The sequence below is a fragment of the Streptomyces lasalocidi genome (genome assembly GCF_005280215.1).
Taxonomy (GTDB): domain Bacteria; phylum Actinomycetota; class Actinomycetes; order Streptomycetales; family Streptomycetaceae; genus Streptomyces; species Streptomyces longwoodensis.
This window is the reverse complement of the sequence record NZ_SZNQ01000001.1, coordinates 44,123-59,533: the sequence shown is the minus strand read 5'-3', so window position 1 is coordinate 59,533 and position 15,411 is coordinate 44,123. Positions and strand designations below refer to the sequence as shown.

General features: G+C 73.6%; 13 protein-coding genes. 8 read left to right on the top strand and 5 right to left on the bottom strand.

Annotated features, from left to right (window positions below; genetic code table 11):
- Positions 1 to 29: 29 nt before the first annotated feature.
- From E4U91_RS00275 to E4U91_RS00260, 4 genes are all read right to left on the bottom strand, one after another.
- The gene (locus E4U91_RS00275; RefSeq protein ID WP_206666896.1) at positions 30 to 1,094 is read right to left on the bottom strand and encodes a beta-ketoacyl-[acyl-carrier-protein] synthase family protein; all 1,065 of its coding nucleotides are present in this window, start codon (positions 1,092 to 1,094) and stop codon (positions 30 to 32) included.
- Complete coding sequence (locus E4U91_RS00270) at positions 1,091 to 2,140, bottom strand: AfsA-related hotdog domain-containing protein (RefSeq protein WP_137304639.1); 1,050 nt, start codon at positions 2,138 to 2,140, stop codon at positions 1,091 to 1,093. Before E4U91_RS00270 ends, E4U91_RS00275 begins: the two co-directional genes overlap by 4 nt.
- 112 nt (positions 2,141 to 2,252) lie before the next feature.
- A complete protein-coding gene (locus E4U91_RS00265) occupies positions 2,253 to 2,531 on the bottom strand; it encodes an acyl-CoA carboxylase epsilon subunit (RefSeq protein ID WP_137304638.1) in 279 nt (92 codons plus the stop codon).
- Complete coding sequence (locus E4U91_RS00260; RefSeq protein WP_168218035.1) at positions 2,528 to 4,141, bottom strand: acyl-CoA carboxylase subunit beta; 1,614 nt, start codon at positions 4,139 to 4,141, stop codon at positions 2,528 to 2,530. The genes E4U91_RS00265 and E4U91_RS00260 overlap by 4 nt, the downstream gene beginning before the upstream one ends.
- Before the next feature lie 251 nt (positions 4,142 to 4,392).
- Here E4U91_RS00260 and E4U91_RS00255 point away from each other — a divergent pair, with 251 nt between their 5' ends.
- Positions 4,393 to 5,340 (top strand): ACP S-malonyltransferase, encoded by a 948-nt coding sequence (locus E4U91_RS00255; protein ID WP_137304637.1) that lies wholly within the window; start codon positions 4,393 to 4,395, stop codon positions 5,338 to 5,340.
- A 149-nt stretch (positions 5,341 to 5,489) separates the two neighbouring features.
- Positions 5,490 to 8,621 carry a glycosyl hydrolase 115 family protein gene (locus E4U91_RS00250; RefSeq protein ID WP_137304636.1) on the top strand — a complete coding sequence of 1,044 codons (3,132 nt, stop codon included), beginning with the start codon at positions 5,490 to 5,492 and terminating at the stop codon, positions 8,619 to 8,621.
- Positions 8,622 to 8,667: 46 nt separating this feature from the next.
- Here the strand turns inward: E4U91_RS00250 and E4U91_RS00245 are convergent, their stop codons facing one another.
- Positions 8,668 to 9,108: a hypothetical protein gene (locus E4U91_RS00245; protein ID WP_137304635.1), complete on the bottom strand. Its 441-nt coding sequence runs from the start codon at positions 9,106 to 9,108 to the stop codon at positions 8,668 to 8,670.
- 208 nt (positions 9,109 to 9,316) lie between these two features.
- On the opposite strand from E4U91_RS00245, the gene E4U91_RS00240 reads away from it, so the two are divergent.
- From E4U91_RS00240 to E4U91_RS00215, 6 genes are all read left to right on the top strand, one after another.
- Positions 9,317 to 10,099 carry a maleylpyruvate isomerase family mycothiol-dependent enzyme gene (locus E4U91_RS00240; protein WP_137310580.1) on the top strand — a complete coding sequence of 261 codons (783 nt, stop codon included), beginning with the start codon at positions 9,317 to 9,319 and terminating at the stop codon, positions 10,097 to 10,099.
- Between the two features lie 87 nt (positions 10,100 to 10,186).
- The gene (locus E4U91_RS00235; RefSeq protein WP_206666895.1) at positions 10,187 to 10,549 is read left to right on the top strand and encodes a hypothetical protein; all 363 of its coding nucleotides are present in this window, start codon (positions 10,187 to 10,189) and stop codon (positions 10,547 to 10,549) included.
- Between the two features lie 146 nt (positions 10,550 to 10,695).
- Positions 10,696 to 12,831: a cellulose binding domain-containing protein gene (locus E4U91_RS00230; RefSeq protein ID WP_137304634.1), complete on the top strand. Its 2,136-nt coding sequence runs from the start codon at positions 10,696 to 10,698 to the stop codon at positions 12,829 to 12,831.
- Between the two features lie 164 nt (positions 12,832 to 12,995).
- Positions 12,996 to 13,220, top strand: a complete 225-nt coding sequence (locus tag E4U91_RS00225) for a hypothetical protein (RefSeq protein ID WP_137304633.1) — start codon at positions 12,996 to 12,998, stop codon at positions 13,218 to 13,220.
- A 35-nt stretch (positions 13,221 to 13,255) separates the two neighbouring features.
- Positions 13,256 to 13,684, top strand: coding sequence for a nuclear transport factor 2 family protein (locus E4U91_RS00220; protein WP_137304632.1), 429 nt, complete (start codon positions 13,256 to 13,258; stop codon positions 13,682 to 13,684).
- Positions 13,685 to 13,956: 272 nt separating this feature from the next.
- Positions 13,957 to 15,390, top strand: coding sequence for a lectin (locus tag E4U91_RS00215; RefSeq protein WP_137304631.1), 1,434 nt, complete (start codon positions 13,957 to 13,959; stop codon positions 15,388 to 15,390).
- Positions 15,391 to 15,411 lie beyond the last annotated feature (21 nt).

Sequence of the window (15,411 nt, the reverse complement as noted above, 5' to 3'; positions counted from 1 at the left end):
AAGGGGGGCGGGCTCGCGGGCCGGGGTTTTCAGTTCCGGCGCACGACGGCCGCGCTCCAGGTGAACCCGGCGCCCGCGCTCAGCACGGCCGCGTGAGCGCCGGGTGCCAGGCGGTGCGGGCCGCTGTCGTCGGCCAGCGCGGCCAGGTTGGACAGCAGGTCCCCGGCGCCGAGGTGCCCGGTGCGCTCGCCCAGGTCGGCGACGGGCGCGTCGGTGACCTCGGCGACGGCGGGGCCGTAGACGTCGCGGGCGGTGGCCCGCCCGAGCCGCGGCAGCAGCACGGTGCTCAGCCGCCCCGCGCCGCCGCTGCCCGCGCCGTCGAGGCCGGCCTGCGCCAGGGCGTCGGCGAGGACGGCGCTGGTCTCGCGCCGCAGCCGGCCCAGGAAGGCCTCCCGGCCGCCCTGCGCGGCCAGGAACGCCTTCTTGGTGCGGCGCACGTCCACGGTGGCGCTGCGGGTGTGCGGCGCCGGGTGGAAGGCGTCGGTGTCGCGGTGGGCGCTCTCCAGCTCGGGCGCCGCCCGGGTGACCAGGGCGCACAGGGTGAGCGCGCCGGCCGGGGCCGCTCCGGTGCCGGCGACGGCGGCGGTGGCGCCGTCGCCGTACCAGACGCCGTAGTCGCCGTGCCACCGGTCGAAGCCGGGGGGTGCGAAGCGGTCGGCGGTGGTGACCAGCACCGGCCCGCCGCCGGGGTGCGCGGTGAGCTGGTGCAGCGCGCCGCGCAGGGCCGCCCCGGCGCCGTTGCACATCTGCTGCACGCCGGTGGGGACGGCGTCCAGGGCGCCGGTGCGGGCGGCGACGTAGTGCGCGGGCGACCAGAAGTCGTGGCCCTGGTAGTAGGTCCAGGCGTACCAGAGCGCGCTGAGGTCCTCGGCCGGCAGGCCGGCCCGCGCCAGTGCGTGCCGGGCGGCGCGCACCGCCATCTCGGGGGCCGACGGGCCGTCGGAGACGGGCAGTTGCTCGTAGCCCATCGCGTCGGCCTCCTCGGCGGTGATCCGGCCGGCGGCCAGCGCGTCCGCCGTCTTCTCGGCGGCCGGCGGCAGCCACTGCCCGGGCACCAGCCACACCGCCGGAGCGCCGGCGCCTGCGGTGTTCACAGGCACTCCTCGCCCTCGAGGAGCGCGGTGCCGGTGGACGCGGTGGTGGTGTGCATCTGCCCGGAGGCGATGATGTCGCCGTCCTGCTCGAAGTCGATGTGGAAGGTCCGCAGGTCCGGCAGCATCAGGCTGAGGTTGTCCTCGTGCGCGTAGGGCTCGGTCTTGCGGATGTGCACGGTGGTGGGGGAGTCGAGCTCGGCGTAGCGGGTGAAGGAGAACTCGAACCCGGCGACCGTGCTGCGGCTGACCGAGGCGCCCCACAGGTCCGACACCCCGAGCAGGCACAGCTGGCGGGCGGCCTCCATGAGCACCATGCCGGGCACGTGGTCCTGGCCGTGGTCGAACATGCTGCGGTTGTCCAGCGGCACCCGCACCGTCGCGGTGGCGTTGTCGCTGCCCACGGTCGCGTCGGCGAGGACGACGTTGGCCGGGTCGCTGCGGCCCACCAGGTGGGGGGTGACGTAGGAGGTCTGGCGCGGCAGGTCCTTGAACGGCACCAGCGGCCGGCCGCGGCCCTGCAGGCGGACCTGGTCGTAGACCTCGGCGGGGATGTAGCCCACGTCCATGCGCACGAAGCCCAGGCAGCGCTGGGCGAGCTTCATGTCGATGCCGAACGACAGCCGGCGCACGTCGCCGGGGGTGCCGCGGCGGTTGCTGGTGCGCACCGAGATCCGCAGCTCGCCGGGGCGCTCCTCCTGCGGCAGGGTCAGCAGCCCCGGCAGCTCCATCGACCAGTTGCGCAGCAGGAACTTGCTCTTGCGCGAGACACCGGCGTACTCGTGGCCGCCGTAGGTCTCGGCCTGCCGGCAGCACTCCAGCAGCAGCATCGGGTCGGGCGCGTTCAGCCGCGAGCCGTGCTCGGTGTAGTAGGCGTGCAGCGGGGGCAGCTGGGCGGCGGCGAGGTACTCCTCGTCACCGGTCTTGCGGGCGTCGGTGAGGAACACCTCCGAGAGCGCCCAGCGGTGCAGCAGGGAACGGTCCACGGTGCGCATGAATTCGAGGTTCGCGGCACCCGGCAGACACGTCTTGCGTTCGGCGGGGTTCATTTCTTCGTCCTCCTGAGGCGGCGCGAGTCTGCGGGAATTCACGTCGATTCCCTTTTCCCTCGCTCGGTTTTCATTGTCGGGGGGGTCGGCAAAGCGCTCACTAAAAGCGGGCTCAAAGCACCCAGGCGAGCGGGCTGTGGTAGGCGTGCCCGGCCCGGTCCCAGGTGGCCCGCGGCGCGGCACCGGCCGCGTCGTCGGCGGCGCCGGCACCGGCGTCCGCGCGTCCGTACAGCGCCACCAGGACCGCGACGAGCGCTGCGAGTTCGTCGGCGTCCGGGTTGCCGCGCACCACGCGGAACGCGGCCTCGCGCAGCAGCTCCAGCGGCCCGGCCGCGCCAACGGCCCCGCGCGGGGCGTCGGTCGGGGCCGCTGCCGGCGGACGGCCGCTCACAGCGGGGTGATCCCGTGCTTGCGCTGCGGCAGCGCCCGGTGCTTGGTGCGCAGCATCTGAAGCGCGCGGGCGAGCACCGCGCGGGTCTCGCCCGGCTCGATCACGTCGTCGACGAGCCCGCGTTCGGCGGCGTAGTAGGGGTGCATCAGCTCCGAGCGGTACTCGTCCACCATCCGCGCGCGCATCGCGGCGGGGTCGTCGGCCTCGGCGATGCGGCGCCGGAAGATGACGTTGGCGGCGCCCTCCGCGCCCATCACCGCCACCTCGTTGGTGGGCCAGGCGAACGACAGGTCCGCGCCCACGGAACGCGAGTCCATGACGATGTAGGCACCGCCGTAGGCCTTGCGCAGGATCAGCTGGATGCGCGGCACGGTGGCGTTGCAGTACGCGTACAGCAGCTTGGCGCCGTGCCGGATGATCCCGTTGTGCTCCTGCTCCACCCCGGGCAGGAACCCGGGCACGTCCAGCAGGGTGACCAGCGGGATGTTGAACGCGTCGCACAGCGACACGAACCGGGCGGCCTTCTCGCTGGCACGGATGTCCAGGACACCGGCGCTGACCAGGGGCTGGTTGGCGACGACGCCGACGACGTGCCCGTCGATCCGGGCCAGCGCGCACACCACGTTGGCCGCCCAGGTGGGGTGGGTCTCGAAGAAGTCGCCGTCGTCGACGAGTTCCTCGATGACCTCGCGCACGTCGTAGCCGCGTGCGGGGTCGGCCGGCACCAGGTCGGTGAGGCGGTCGGTGCGCCGGTCGGCCGGGTCCCCGCCGCGCAGCACGGGCGGTGCCTGGCGGTTGTTGGAGGGCAGGTACGACAGCAGGTAGCGCACGTCCTGCAGGCAGCTGACCTCGTCGTCGTAGGCGAACGCGGCCACCCCCGACACCGAGGCGTGCACGTCGGCGCCGCCCAGCTCGTCCATGCTGACCTGCTCACCGGTGACGGCGCGCACCACGTCCGGCCCGGTGATGAACATCTGTGACACGCCCCGCACCATGAAGGTGAAGTCGGTCAGTGCCGGCGAGTAGGCGGCGCCGCCCGCGCACGGCCCGAGGATGACGCTGATCTGCGGGATGACGCCCGAGGAGCGGGCGTTGCGGCTGAAGATCCCGCCGTACCCCGCCAGCGCCGTCACCCCTTCCTGGATGCGGGCGCCGGCCCCGTCGCACAGGCTCACCAGGGGCGCGCCCGAGGCCTCCGCGAGGTCCATCAGCTTGTGGATCTTCGCGGCGTGCGACTCGCCGAGGGCGCCGCCGAAGATCCTGAAGTCGTGGGCGTAGACGAACACCTGCCGCCCCTCGACGGTGCCCCAGCCGGTGACGACGCCGTCGGTGTGCGGCCGCTTGTCCTCCAGCCCGAACCCGGTGGCGCGGTGCCGCCGAAGCGGCTCCAGCTCGGTGAACGAGCCCTCGTCCAGCAGCAGTTCGACCCGCTCGCGGGCGGTGAGCTTGCCGCGTGCGTGCTGCGCCTCGGTGGCGCGCTGCCCGGGCCCGGCGTGCACCTCGGCCCGCAGCCTGCGCAGTTCCTCCACCCGCACGTGCATGGTGTCGGCCCGCAGGGGCTGTGCGGCCTCGACCGCGTTCCCCGGGGGTTTTTCGACCACGGTGGTCATGCAACGCCTCCCGTCCCGTATGCCGTTTCGTCGCTCCGTCGGTGAAGCACGACACCGAGAGTCGGCCCTGCGCGGCAATGCCTGACTCAAGCCGGGAAAAAGCCGGGAACGGGGCGGGAAAAGGCTGCCGGAGAAACCGGGAGAGTTCTTGTGCGGTCTTTTAGCGAGCGCATGGTGAACACCGTGCCGCCCCTTGAGGAAAGACCGCGGAAGATGATCCGGACCGCCCCCGACCGACAAAGGAAAAAACCATGGAGACGCACGTCGAGGAACCGGCCGCCCCCCGGACCGCACCCCGGATCGCCGTCCTGTTCCCCGGCCAGGGCGTGCAGCGCCCCGGCATGGGCGAACCCTGGCGCGACACCCCGTCCTGGGCCCTGGTGGAGGAGGTCTCCCGGGCCTCCGGCTTCGACGCGGCCCACCTGCTGCTGGCGGCGGACCAGGAGACTCTCTCGCGCACCGACCACGCCCAGATCTCGGTGTTCACCGCCTCCCTGCTGGCCTGGTCCGAGTTCCGCCGCACCGACCCGGCGGCCGACGTGGTCGCCGTGGCCGGCCACAGCCTGGGCGAGTACGCGGCGCTGGTCGCCGCGGGAGTGCTGTCGGTGGCCGACGCCGCCTGGCTGGTGGGCGAGCGCGGCCGCGCCATGGCGGACGCCGCCCGGCTGCGCCCCGGCGCGATGGCCGCGGTGATGGGCGCCGGCCTGGACACGGTCGAGGCGCTGGTGGCCGCCGCGCAGGGCGACCTGTGGGTGGCCAACCACAACAGCCCCCAGCAGACGGTGATCGCGGGCAGCCGCACGGCCGTCCAGCAGGCCGCGGCCCGCGCGGCCGGGGCGGGCCTGCGCTGCACCGTCCTGCCGGTCACCGCGGCCTGCCACACCCCGCTCATGGCCCCGGCCGCCACCCCGCTGCGCCAGGCCCTGGACCTGACGCGGTTCACGGCGGGAACGGTCCCGGTCGTCGCCAACGTCGACGCCACCGCCCACCGGGGCGGCCCGCACTGGCGCGAGCTGTGCACCCGCCAGCTCACCGGCCCGGTCCACTGGACGGCCACCCTGCGCGTCCTGAACGAGGACCTGGCGGCCACGACGTTCCTGGACATCGGCCCCGGCGCCACCCTCTCCGCCCTGACCCGCCGCAACCTCCCCGACGCCGAGTCGCTCCGCTTCAAGGCACCGGCCGTCCAGGGCGCCTGACGGCACCCGCACCGCACTGCCCGGGGCGCGGGGCGGCACGGACCGGGCCCTTCCGAAACTATTCGGCCCGCACGCCCCCTGTTCCCCCACGGCCACGGCACCCACCATTTGTCAGGTCGCTTGCCGAATATGGGGTGGAGGGGTCCGTCATGCCCGCGCACGTCAGTCGCAGAGCTGTCCTGGGCACCGGGCTGGCGGCCGCGGTGCCGGCGGCGGCACCGGCCGTCGCGCTGCCCGCGCCGTCCGCGGGGGCGGACGCACCCGGCCCGTCCGCCCCGCGCGTGACGGACCCGGGAGCGTACGTCTCCTTCGCCGCCCACCGCCCGCACCCCGGCGCCTTCCCGCTGGTCGGCGCCCCGGTCCTGGTCGACGACGACGACCACCCGGGAGTCGTGCGCGCCGCCGCCGACCTGCGCGCCGACATCGCCCGCGTCACCGGCGTACGCCCCGCCGGCACCGTCGCCCGCCGCGCCGTGCTCGTGGGGACCCTCGGCCGCAGCCGGCTGGTCGACTCCCTGGCGGCCTCCGGGAAACTCGACACCACCGGCGTGCGCGGCCGCTGGGAGACCTCCCTGCAGACCGTGGTGGACCACCCCCTGCCCGGCGTCGAGCAGGCCCTGGTCATCGCGGGCAGCGACCCGCGCGGCACGATCTTCGGCGCCTACGACCTCTCCTACGGCCTCGGTGTCTCCCCCTGGCACTGGTGGGACGACGTGCCGCCGCCCCACCACGACCGCGTCTGGATCCTGCCCGGCCGCCACACCCAGGGCACCCCGGCCGTGAAGTACCGGGGAGTGTTCCTCAACGACGAGAACCCGGCGCTGGGCACCTGGGCACCCGCCCACTTCGGCCCCGGCAAGGCCGAGGGCCACCCCGGCGGCTTCACCGCCGACTTCTACGCCAAGGTCTTCGAACTCCTGCTCCGCCTGAAGGCCAACTACCTGTGGCCGGCCGTCTGGGGCCGCGCCTTCGCCGAGGACGACCCCGACAACCACCGCCGCGCCGCCGAGTACGGCATCGTCATGGGCACCTCCCACGAGGCGCCGATGATGCGCGGCATCGAGGAGTGGAACCGGCACGCCACCCCCGCCGTGCGCGACGCCTCCGGCGCCGTCGTCACCCCGGGCCACGACCCCTACGGCGGCACCGGCGAGTGGTCCTACCTGCGCAACGCCGACGCGATCGAGCAGTACTGGCGGGCCGGCCTGCGCCGCATGGCCGACCAGGGCTTCGAGGGGGTGGTCACCCTCGGCATGCGCGGCAACGGCGACACCGGCCTGCCCGACGGCGACGGCATCGAGCTGATGCGGGAGATCATCGCCGCCCAGCGCCGCATCATCGAGGAGGTGACCGGCCGGCCGGCCGCCGAGACACCCCAGGTGTGGACCCTGTACAAGGAGGTCCAGCGCTACTGGGACCGCGGCCTGCGCGCGCCCGACGACGTCACGGTCGTCCTCACCGACGACAACTGGGGCAACATCCGCAAGCACCCCGACCCCGCCGAACCCGCCCGCGGCGGCGGGTACGGCCTGTACTACCACTTCGACTACGTCGGCGTCGGCCGCAACTACAAGTGGGTCGACACCGCCAACCTCACCAACACCTGGGAGCAGCTTCACCAGGCCCACGCCTTCGGCAGCCACGGCCTGTGGGTGGCCAACGTCGGCGACCTGAAGGGCAACGAGCTGCCCACGGAGTTCTTCCTCACCTACGCCTGGAACCCCGCGCGTTGGCCGCAGGAGCACCTGCCCGAGTGGGAACGGCGCTACGCCCGCCAGAACTTCGGCGAGGACGCGGCCGGCGCCGTCGCGGCGGTCCTCTCGCGCTACGGCCGCCTGCAGGCCCGCCGCAAACCGGAGCTGCTCAACCGCCGCATCACCGAGCGCGACGGCCAGGTCGTGTACGACGACCGCCAGACGCCCTACTACTTCGCCCACCGCGAGCTGGACCGCGTCACCGAGGAGTGGCAGGACCTGGCGAAGGAGGCGGACCGCGTGGCGCGCGCCCTGCCCGCCCGGCTCCAGGACGCCTGGTTCGAACTGGCCGGCTACCAGGTCCAGGCCACCGCCAACCTCTACGCCCTGCGCCGGGCGGAGTTCACCAACCTCCTCTACGCCGCCCAGGGCCGGGCCCGCACAGGCGACCTGGCCCAGCAGGCGCAGGACGGCCTGGCCCGCGACCTGGCCCTGGCCGACCGCTTCAACTCCCGGGTCGCGAACGGCAAGTGGCAGGGCTTCCAGACCCAGCCGCACATCGACTACGGCGACGTCGACCGCTACGGCCCCAACGCGCCCTGGCAGCAGCCGGAGAAGGACAACGTGGCCCTGCCGGACGTGCTGTTCCCGGCGGTGCGCCGCATCGAACTGCCCGAGGCGGCCGCCCTGGGCGTGTGCGTGGACGGCGCGCAGGACACCGGCCGGTGGTGGCCGCACGGCGCGGCCGGCACCCCGGCGCAGCTGCCCGAGTTCAGCCCCTTCCAGACCCGCCCGCAGCAGTACGTGGAGGTCTTCAACCGCGGCCGCACCCCCTTCGCCTACCGCGTGGAGACCTCCGCCCCCTGGCTCACCGTGGACCGGCCCCGGGGCCGCGTGGAGCAACAGGTACGCCTGGAGGTCCGCGCCGACTTCCCGCGCGTCCCGCACGACGGCGCACGGGCCACCCTGACCGTCACCGGCGCCGGCACCTCGGTCACCGTGACCTGCACCGCCCGCATCCCCTCCCGGCGGGGCCTGCGCGGCTTCGTCGAGGCGAACGGCTACGTGGCGATCGACGCCGAGCACCACGACCGCGCCGTGGGCACCTGGCACCGCCTTGACGGCATCGGCCGCACCACCTCGGGCATGACCCCCTGGCCGGTCACCGCACCCCCGCAGACCCCGGGCCGGACCACCTCCGCCCGCCTGGAGTACGAGGTGACCCTGCTGGGCCCGCCCCCCGGCGGCGAGGTCACCCTCTGGGTCGAAGCCTCCCCCCGCAACCCGGCCCTGCCCACCGGCACCGGCCTGCGCTACGCGGTCTCCTTCGACGACGCCCCGCCCCGGACGGTCGACATCATCGCCGCCACGGGCGCCGACGACACCACCATGAACACCCCCTGGGCCCGCAACACCTCCGACAACGTCAACCGCACGGCCACCCGGCACACACTCACCGCCCCCGGCCCCCACCGCCTCACCCTCTGGGCGGTGGACCCCACCCTGATCGTCCAGCGCCTCCTGATCGACACCGGAGGCCTGCCGCAGACGTACCTGGGACCGGCACAGAGCATGCGGGCCGACTGAGGCACCACCGGGCGGGCCCGGTGCAGCTCGCGCACACGCCGGCGGGTCAGGGGCACAGGCCCCGGTCGGAGTTGTAGTAGAGGTCGATCGAACCGCTCCAGGTCATGCACCGGCCCGGCTCGGGGAGGTCCTTGTACACCGGGCCCGCGAAGGCCGTGTAGGAGCCGGCGTCGCGGGCCGGGGTGGTACTGGTCGGCCAGGTGTCCAGGGTGACCTCCATGAAGACGCGGGCGCCGGGCTTGCTGCGCACGGTCACGGCGCACCACTGCCGGTCGGCGGAGCTGTAGGCCACATAGGTGGTGGCGGCGACGGTCCGCTGCGAGGACATCACCGGAGTCGACGTGAAGACCTCGTACCCCGCGCCGCACGCCCCGTTGTAGGCGCCGGCGGTGGCGGCCGAGGCCGGTGCGGTCGCGGCGAGCGTGCCGCCCAGCGCCAGTACGGCGAGGGCGCCTGCGGTGGCTGCCTTGCGGCGGATCGGCTTCATGGTGTTTCCCCCTGTCGGTTCACGGCGGGACGGCCGGTCGTCGCCGTCCACGCACAGTGGGACGGGCGATCCCCGCTGACCGTTGTGGCCGGTTGTGTCCCGGTCCTGTCACCGCCGTCACAAGGGCCGTTACGACGGCTCCCGTCGCAACGGCGGCGATATTCGCTGTCCGGCCGGCGGAGCACGGTGATAGACACCGGCTGTGGCCATGACACTGGAGTTCTCCGACCTGCGGCGACTGACGGACGAACGGGCGAGCGCCTTCCGCGCCGCGGTCGCCTCCGCCCCCAGCCTCGACGCGCAGGTGCCCACCTGCCCCGAGTGGACGCTGTACGACCTGGTGCACCACCTGGGCGGCGGGGACCGCTTCTGGGCCGCCGTCCTCAGCGCGGGTCCCGCCGACGTCCCCCCGGCCAAGGCCATCGCCGAGCGGGCCGCCCTGACCGCGCCCCGCGAGCGCGCGGCCCTGCTGGACTGGTCGCGGGAGTCGACGCAACTGCTGCTGGACGCCCTGCGCGAGGCAGGCCCGCAGCGCGGGTGCTGGACGTGGTGGGGCGCGTCGCACTCGCCGCAGAGCTCCGGCGCCGTCGCCCGCCACCGGCTCCAGGAGACCGCGGTGCACACCTACGACGTCCAGGTCGTCCTGGGCGCCCCGCAGCCGCTGGCGCAGCAGGTGGCACTCGACGGCGTCGACGAGTTCCTGTCCACCTGCTGCGCGACGACGGCCGCCTGGCCGCACGAGCCCACCGCCTTCGACTTCCACGCCACCGAGGGCCGCTCCTGGCGCCTCACGCTCGACGGGGACGGCGCCCGGTCCACCCGCATGCCCGCCACCGGCGAGAGCCCGGACGGCACCCCCGGCGCCCGCGTCAGCGCCACGGCCAGTGACCTGGTCCTCTACCTCTACGACCGCGTCCCCGCCGACGGTGTGCGCATCGACGGCGACGCGTCCCTGCTCGACCTGCTGCGCGCCTGGGAACCCGAGGACTGACACCTGACCGGATGTCACCTGCTGCGCGGGGCACGGCCGTTCACCTACCGTGTGCGTGCCGTGCCACCGAGCCGAGGAGACAACCCCGTGACCGCGTCAGCGCTGCGCCACCCGTCCAAGCCGATGCCCCGCGCCGCCCTCGCGGGTGTGCTCACCGCCGTCACCGCCGTCCTGACGGCACTGATGCTCGCCCTCACCCAGTCCGCCGCCTACGCCGGCGGCCCCTACCGCTGGGCGCACGACGGCAACATCGGCCAGCGCCTGACCGTCTGCGCCCAGACGCTCGAGGTCCGCAGCTCCTACGGCGGCTCGGCGTTCGGCCGGCTCACCTACGGCCAGACCTTCACCATGCACCAGAACTACGCGGAGTTCGGCAGCGAGTACGTGCGCGGCTTCGCCTGGGGCGACGTCAACGCGGAAGGCTTCGTGCAGAACGGCTGGTTCTGCTGACCCCGGCCGGCTGACCGGGGGCCGGCAGCCCCCGGCCCCCGTCCCGGCTGTCCCGTCCGTTGACAGGGCATCACCCCCCTCCCATCATGGGAGCGCTCCCATGCGTGCGCTCACCGTCCTGCCGTCGGCCCCTGAGGGGGGACCCCATGCCCTTACCGCGCAGATCCGGCCGACCCGGCCGCTCCCGCCCCCGCCCCCGTTCCCTCGTGCGCACCGCCGCCGCCCTGGCCGCCGCGCTCGCCCTGCTGTCCCCGCTCGGCGCCGCCGGTCCCGCCTCCGCGGCGGGGGAGGAGCCCGCCGCGGACGTCGCCGTCCAGGTCAACGCGCAGGCGTCGCTGGGCCGGCTCACCGACACCGCGCGCGGGGTCAACGCCGCCGTCTGGGACTCCCACATGAACGACCCCGAGGTCGCGTCCCTGATGAAGCGGGCCGGTGTGGGGGCGATGCGCTACCCGGGCGGCTCGTACGCCGACATCTACCACTGGCAGACGCACACCGCGCCCGGCGGGTACGTCGCGCCCGGCACCGGGTTCGACGCGTTCATGGGCACCGTCCGCGCCACCGGCGCCCAGCCCGTCCTCATCGCCAACTACGGCTCGGGCACGCCCGAGGAGGCGGCCGGCTGGGTCCGCTACGCGAACGTCACCAAGGGCTACGGCGCGAAGTACTGGGAGATCGGCAACGAGATCTACGGCAACGACCACTACGGCAGCGGCTGGGAGCACGACGAGCACGCCGACAAGAGCCCCCAGGAGTACGCCCGTCAGGTCCGCGCCTACGCCGCCGCGATGAAGGCCGTCGACCCGACCGTGAAGATCGGCGCGGTCCTCACCGCACCGGGCAACTGGCCCGACGGCGTCGTCGGCCAGGGCGATCCGGGCGACTGGAACCACACCGTGCTCTCCCAGGTCACCGACGTCATCGACTTCGTCAGCGTGCACTGGTACGCGGGCGGCTCCGACACCACCGCCGACGCCGCCCTGTCCCGCCTGACCCGGCTGCCCGGCGAACTGCGCGAGGTGCGCCGCCAGCTCGACCGGTACGCGGGCGCCGACTCCCCGCGCATCGGCATCGCCCTGACCGAGGTGAACACCAACACCGGCGGCGCCCTGCTCACCGCGCGCCCCAACGGCCTGTTCGCCGCGGACGCCTTCGCCACGGCACTGGAGAACGGGGTGTTCACCGTCGACTGGTGGAACACCCACAACGGGCCGGGCCAGATCAGCACCGTGGACGGGGAGACGGACTACGGCGACATGGGCATGCTCTCCAGCGGCGCGTGCAGCGGCGCGGTCTGCCAGCCGCCCGCGAACACGCCGTTCCACCCGTACTTCGGCATGAAGATGACGACCGAGCTGGGCACCACGGGCGACACCATGGTCGCCGCCGCGTCCTCCGCGCAGGACGTCTCCGCGCACGCCGTGCAGCGCCGCGACGGGCGCCTGAGCGTGCTGCTCATCAACAAGAACCCGGACGCCGCGCGGACCGTCGACCTCGCCTACACCGGCTTCACCCCCTCCGCCGCCACCCCCGCCGCACGCCGTTACGCGCGCGGCGACAGCGACATCACCGACGTCACCGGCGCCGGGGCGACCGCCTCGCGGGTCACCGTGCCGGCGTACGGGATGCTCACCGTCACACTCAGCCCCAAGTCCGGGACGGGACCCGCTGCTTCGGCGGCCGGCACGCCGGGCACACCGAAGCTGGAAGCGGTCACCGACACCACCGCCCGGCTGTCCTGGGCGGGCGCACCCGGGGCGGCCCGCTACCTGGTCCAGGAGCGCGACGGCGCGCACACGTGGACGGTCGGCGAGAGCGCCGGCACCTCGATGACGCTGAGGAACCTGCCCGCGGGCAGCACGCACACCGTCGACGTGCTGGCCTCGGACGCCGCGGGCCGGCTCGCCGCGCCGTCCGGCCCGCTGACGTTCACCACCGGCACCCCCTCCGACGCCGTCTGCGCGGTGACGTACCACCGCGACACGGGCTGGGGCAACGGGTTCGTGGCTACGGTGAGCGTCCGCAACCTCTCCGCCACCCCGGTCACCGGCTGGACGCTCGACTGGGACTGGCCGACCGACGGCCAGTCGGTGTCCTCCGGCTGGAACGCCACGTTCACGCAGACCGGCCGGCACGTACGGGTGACCGCGCCCGAGGGCGCGGGAGCGCTGGCCGCGGACGGCGCGTCGACGGCCTCCTTCGGTTTCGTCGGCGCCAACGACGGCCCCGACCCCGACCCCACGGCCTTCCGCCTCAACGGCGCGGTGTGCTCGGGCAGCTGACGGCCCTCTGGTCCGGGAGTACGGCAGTGTGCTCCCGGACCAGGGCGGCCCCCCGCGGCCGGCCGGCGGGACGGTTCCAGCGCGAGGTCCGAATCCCGCCAGCCGCCGCTTTCGTGATGCGTCAGGGTGGACGACGGAACACACCGCCCCGCAAGGAGGCGACCATGCGGTACTGGACCACCACCACCACCACCACCACCGCCGGCCCGCTCGGCGACCTGCTGCTGGTGGGGGAGGAGTCCGGCGACGGATTCACCCTCACCTCGCTGTCGATGCCCGGCCGGTGCGAGGCCGCCGCCGTGCCTCCCGGGTGGCGGCACGACGCGGTTGCACTACATCACCCTCAACCGGTCCCCGGCGACCCTGGAGATCCACCGTCCGGCCGATGATCACTCACGGCAGCGACACAGCGACAGGGACGGGCATGAGCGCACACCAGGACAGCACGACCGAACTGCTCGAGCGGTTCTACGACGCCGAGGCGCACTACGTCGCGGCGGGCGGCCCGGGGCGCGCCGCGTTCGACTCGATCGCGCGCTGCCTCGACCCGGACGTGACCCTGCACCAGGCCCCCGGGCTTCCTTACTCCGGTGTCTGGCAGGGGCCGGAGGGCATCGAGCGGTTCATGGCCGTCATGGGCGAGATGTGGGAACGCATGGAGTTCCTCGAACAGCGCCGCTTCGTCGACGGACAGCAGGTCGTCATCACCAACCGGGTCCGGCTCACGGCCCGCAGGACGGGACGCGAGCTGGACACGCGCATCGTGCAGGAGATGACCGTGCGCGACGGACGCATCCGGGAGATCCGCCCCTACTACTGGGACCCGGCCGCCGTCCGTGCCGTCCTGGCCTAGGACGGGGGCCCCCGGCGCGGCGTACGCCGTGTACACCGCGCCGGCCCCGGGGGGCGGCCGGGAGCATCGACTCCGCCACCTCCAGTCCTTCAAGTTCCCGCGTTCACAGGCCCGTTGACGGCTGTTTCGGCTTCAACTCTTGACGGCTTTGGCGTAGACCTTTAGGTTCCAGTTCGCCGCAGCTTCATGAATGCACCTGATGTTCACATACATGAACATCAGGTGCCCGTCGCCCCCACCGATGGCCTTCCCCGAAGGGCTGTGAACCCCCCATGCACCCCACGCTCCCCACATCCCCCCTGCCCGCATCCGCCCCCACCCCCGCCCCCGCCCGCAGGGCCGCGCTGCGCGCCGTCCTCGTCACCGCGCTGCTCGCGGGATCGGCGGGCGGCGCCCTCGCCGCGGCCCCCGCCACGGCGGCCACCGGCACCATCACCGGACTCGGCGGCAAGTGTCTCGACGTGGCGGGGGCGAACTCCGCCAACGGCACGGCCGTCCAGCTCTACGACTGCAACGGCACCGCCGCCCAGCAGTGGACCGTCGGCACCGACGGCACCGTCCGCGCCCTCGGCAAGTGCCTCGACGTGACCGGCGGTTCGACCAGCAACGGTGCCCGGCTCCAGCTGTGGGACTGCACGGGCGGCGCCCAGCAGAAGTGGACCGTCACCGCCGCCCGCGACCTCGTCGGCCAGCCGTCCGGCAAGTGCGCCGACGTCACCGGCAACACCACCGCCAACGGCACCCCCGTCCAGATCTGGAGCTGCACCGGCGCCGCCAACCAGAAGTGGACCGCACCGGCGGCCGGCGACGGCACAGGCACACCCCCCGCCGCCCCGATGGCCGTCGCCCCCTACCTCTACAACGGCTGGGGCAGCCCGCCCAACCCGGTCACCATCATGAACGCCACCGGCGTCAAGTGGTTCACCCTCGCCTTCGTCCTCAGCAACGGCACCTGCACCCCGCAGTGGGACGGCGCCCGCCCGCTCACCGGCGGCGTCGACCAGCAGACCATCACCACCGTCCGCGCCAACGGCGGCGACGTCATCCCCTCCTTCGGCGGCTACAGCGGCAACAAGCTGGAGAGCTCCTGCACCAGCGCCTCCGCACTCGCCGGCGCCTACCAGAAGGTCATCAACGCCTACGGCCTCAAAGCCATCGACATCGACCTGGAGGCCGACGCCTACAGCAACGCGACCGTGCAGCAGCGCACCGTCGACGCGCTGAAGACCGTCAAGGCCGCCAACCCCGGCCTGAAGGTGTACGTCACCATCGGCACCGACCAGTCCGGGCCCGACACGAGCCTGATCAACCGGGCCGCGAACTCCGGCCTCACCGTGGACAGCTGGACGATCATGCCGTTCGACTTCGGCGGCGCGGGCCAGAACATGGGGACGCTGACCACCCGGGCGGCCGAGGGCCTCAAGAACGCCCTGAAGAACGCCTACGGCTACAGCGACGACCAGGCCTACCGCGGCATGGGCATCTCCTCCATGAACGGCATCACCGACGTCGGCGAGACCGTCACCCCGGCCGACTTCCAGACCATCCTCGGCTACGCCCAGCAGCACCACCTCGCGCGCCTGACGTTCTGGTCGGCCAACCGCGACCGGCCCTGCTCCGGCGCCTACCCGAACGACGACACCTGCTCGGGCGTGGCACAGAGCGCCTGGCAGTTCACCGGCATCCTCGCCAAGTACACCGGCTGACACCCCGGGACCGGGACGAAA

What these genes read in the sequence shown, in the direction of transcription:
- E4U91_RS00270 (WP_137304639.1), bottom strand. Translation starts at nt 2,140, where the DNA reads ATGAACCCCGCCGAACGCAAGACGTGTCTGCCGGGTGCCGCGAACCTC.
- E4U91_RS00260 (WP_168218035.1), bottom strand. Translation starts at nt 4,141, where the DNA reads ATGACCACCGTGGTCGAAAAACCCCCGGGGAACGCGGTCGAGGCCGCA.
- E4U91_RS00255 (WP_137304637.1), top strand. Translation starts at nt 4,393, where the DNA reads ATGGAGACGCACGTCGAGGAACCGGCCGCCCCCCGGACCGCACCCCGG.
- E4U91_RS00250 (WP_137304636.1), top strand. Translation starts at nt 5,490, where the DNA reads ATGCCCGCGCACGTCAGTCGCAGAGCTGTCCTGGGCACCGGGCTGGCG.
- E4U91_RS00245 (WP_137304635.1), bottom strand. Translation starts at nt 9,108, where the DNA reads ATGAAGCCGATCCGCCGCAAGGCAGCCACCGCAGGCGCCCTCGCCGTA.
- E4U91_RS00240 (WP_137310580.1), top strand. Translation starts at nt 9,317, where the DNA reads ATGACACTGGAGTTCTCCGACCTGCGGCGACTGACGGACGAACGGGCG.
- E4U91_RS00230 (WP_137304634.1), top strand. Translation starts at nt 10,696, where the DNA reads ATGCCCTTACCGCGCAGATCCGGCCGACCCGGCCGCTCCCGCCCCCGC.
- E4U91_RS00225 (WP_137304633.1), top strand. Translation starts at nt 12,996, where the DNA reads ATGCGGTACTGGACCACCACCACCACCACCACCACCGCCGGCCCGCTC.
- E4U91_RS00220 (WP_137304632.1), top strand. Translation starts at nt 13,256, where the DNA reads ATGAGCGCACACCAGGACAGCACGACCGAACTGCTCGAGCGGTTCTAC.
- E4U91_RS00215 (WP_137304631.1), top strand. Translation starts at nt 13,957, where the DNA reads ATGCACCCCACGCTCCCCACATCCCCCCTGCCCGCATCCGCCCCCACC.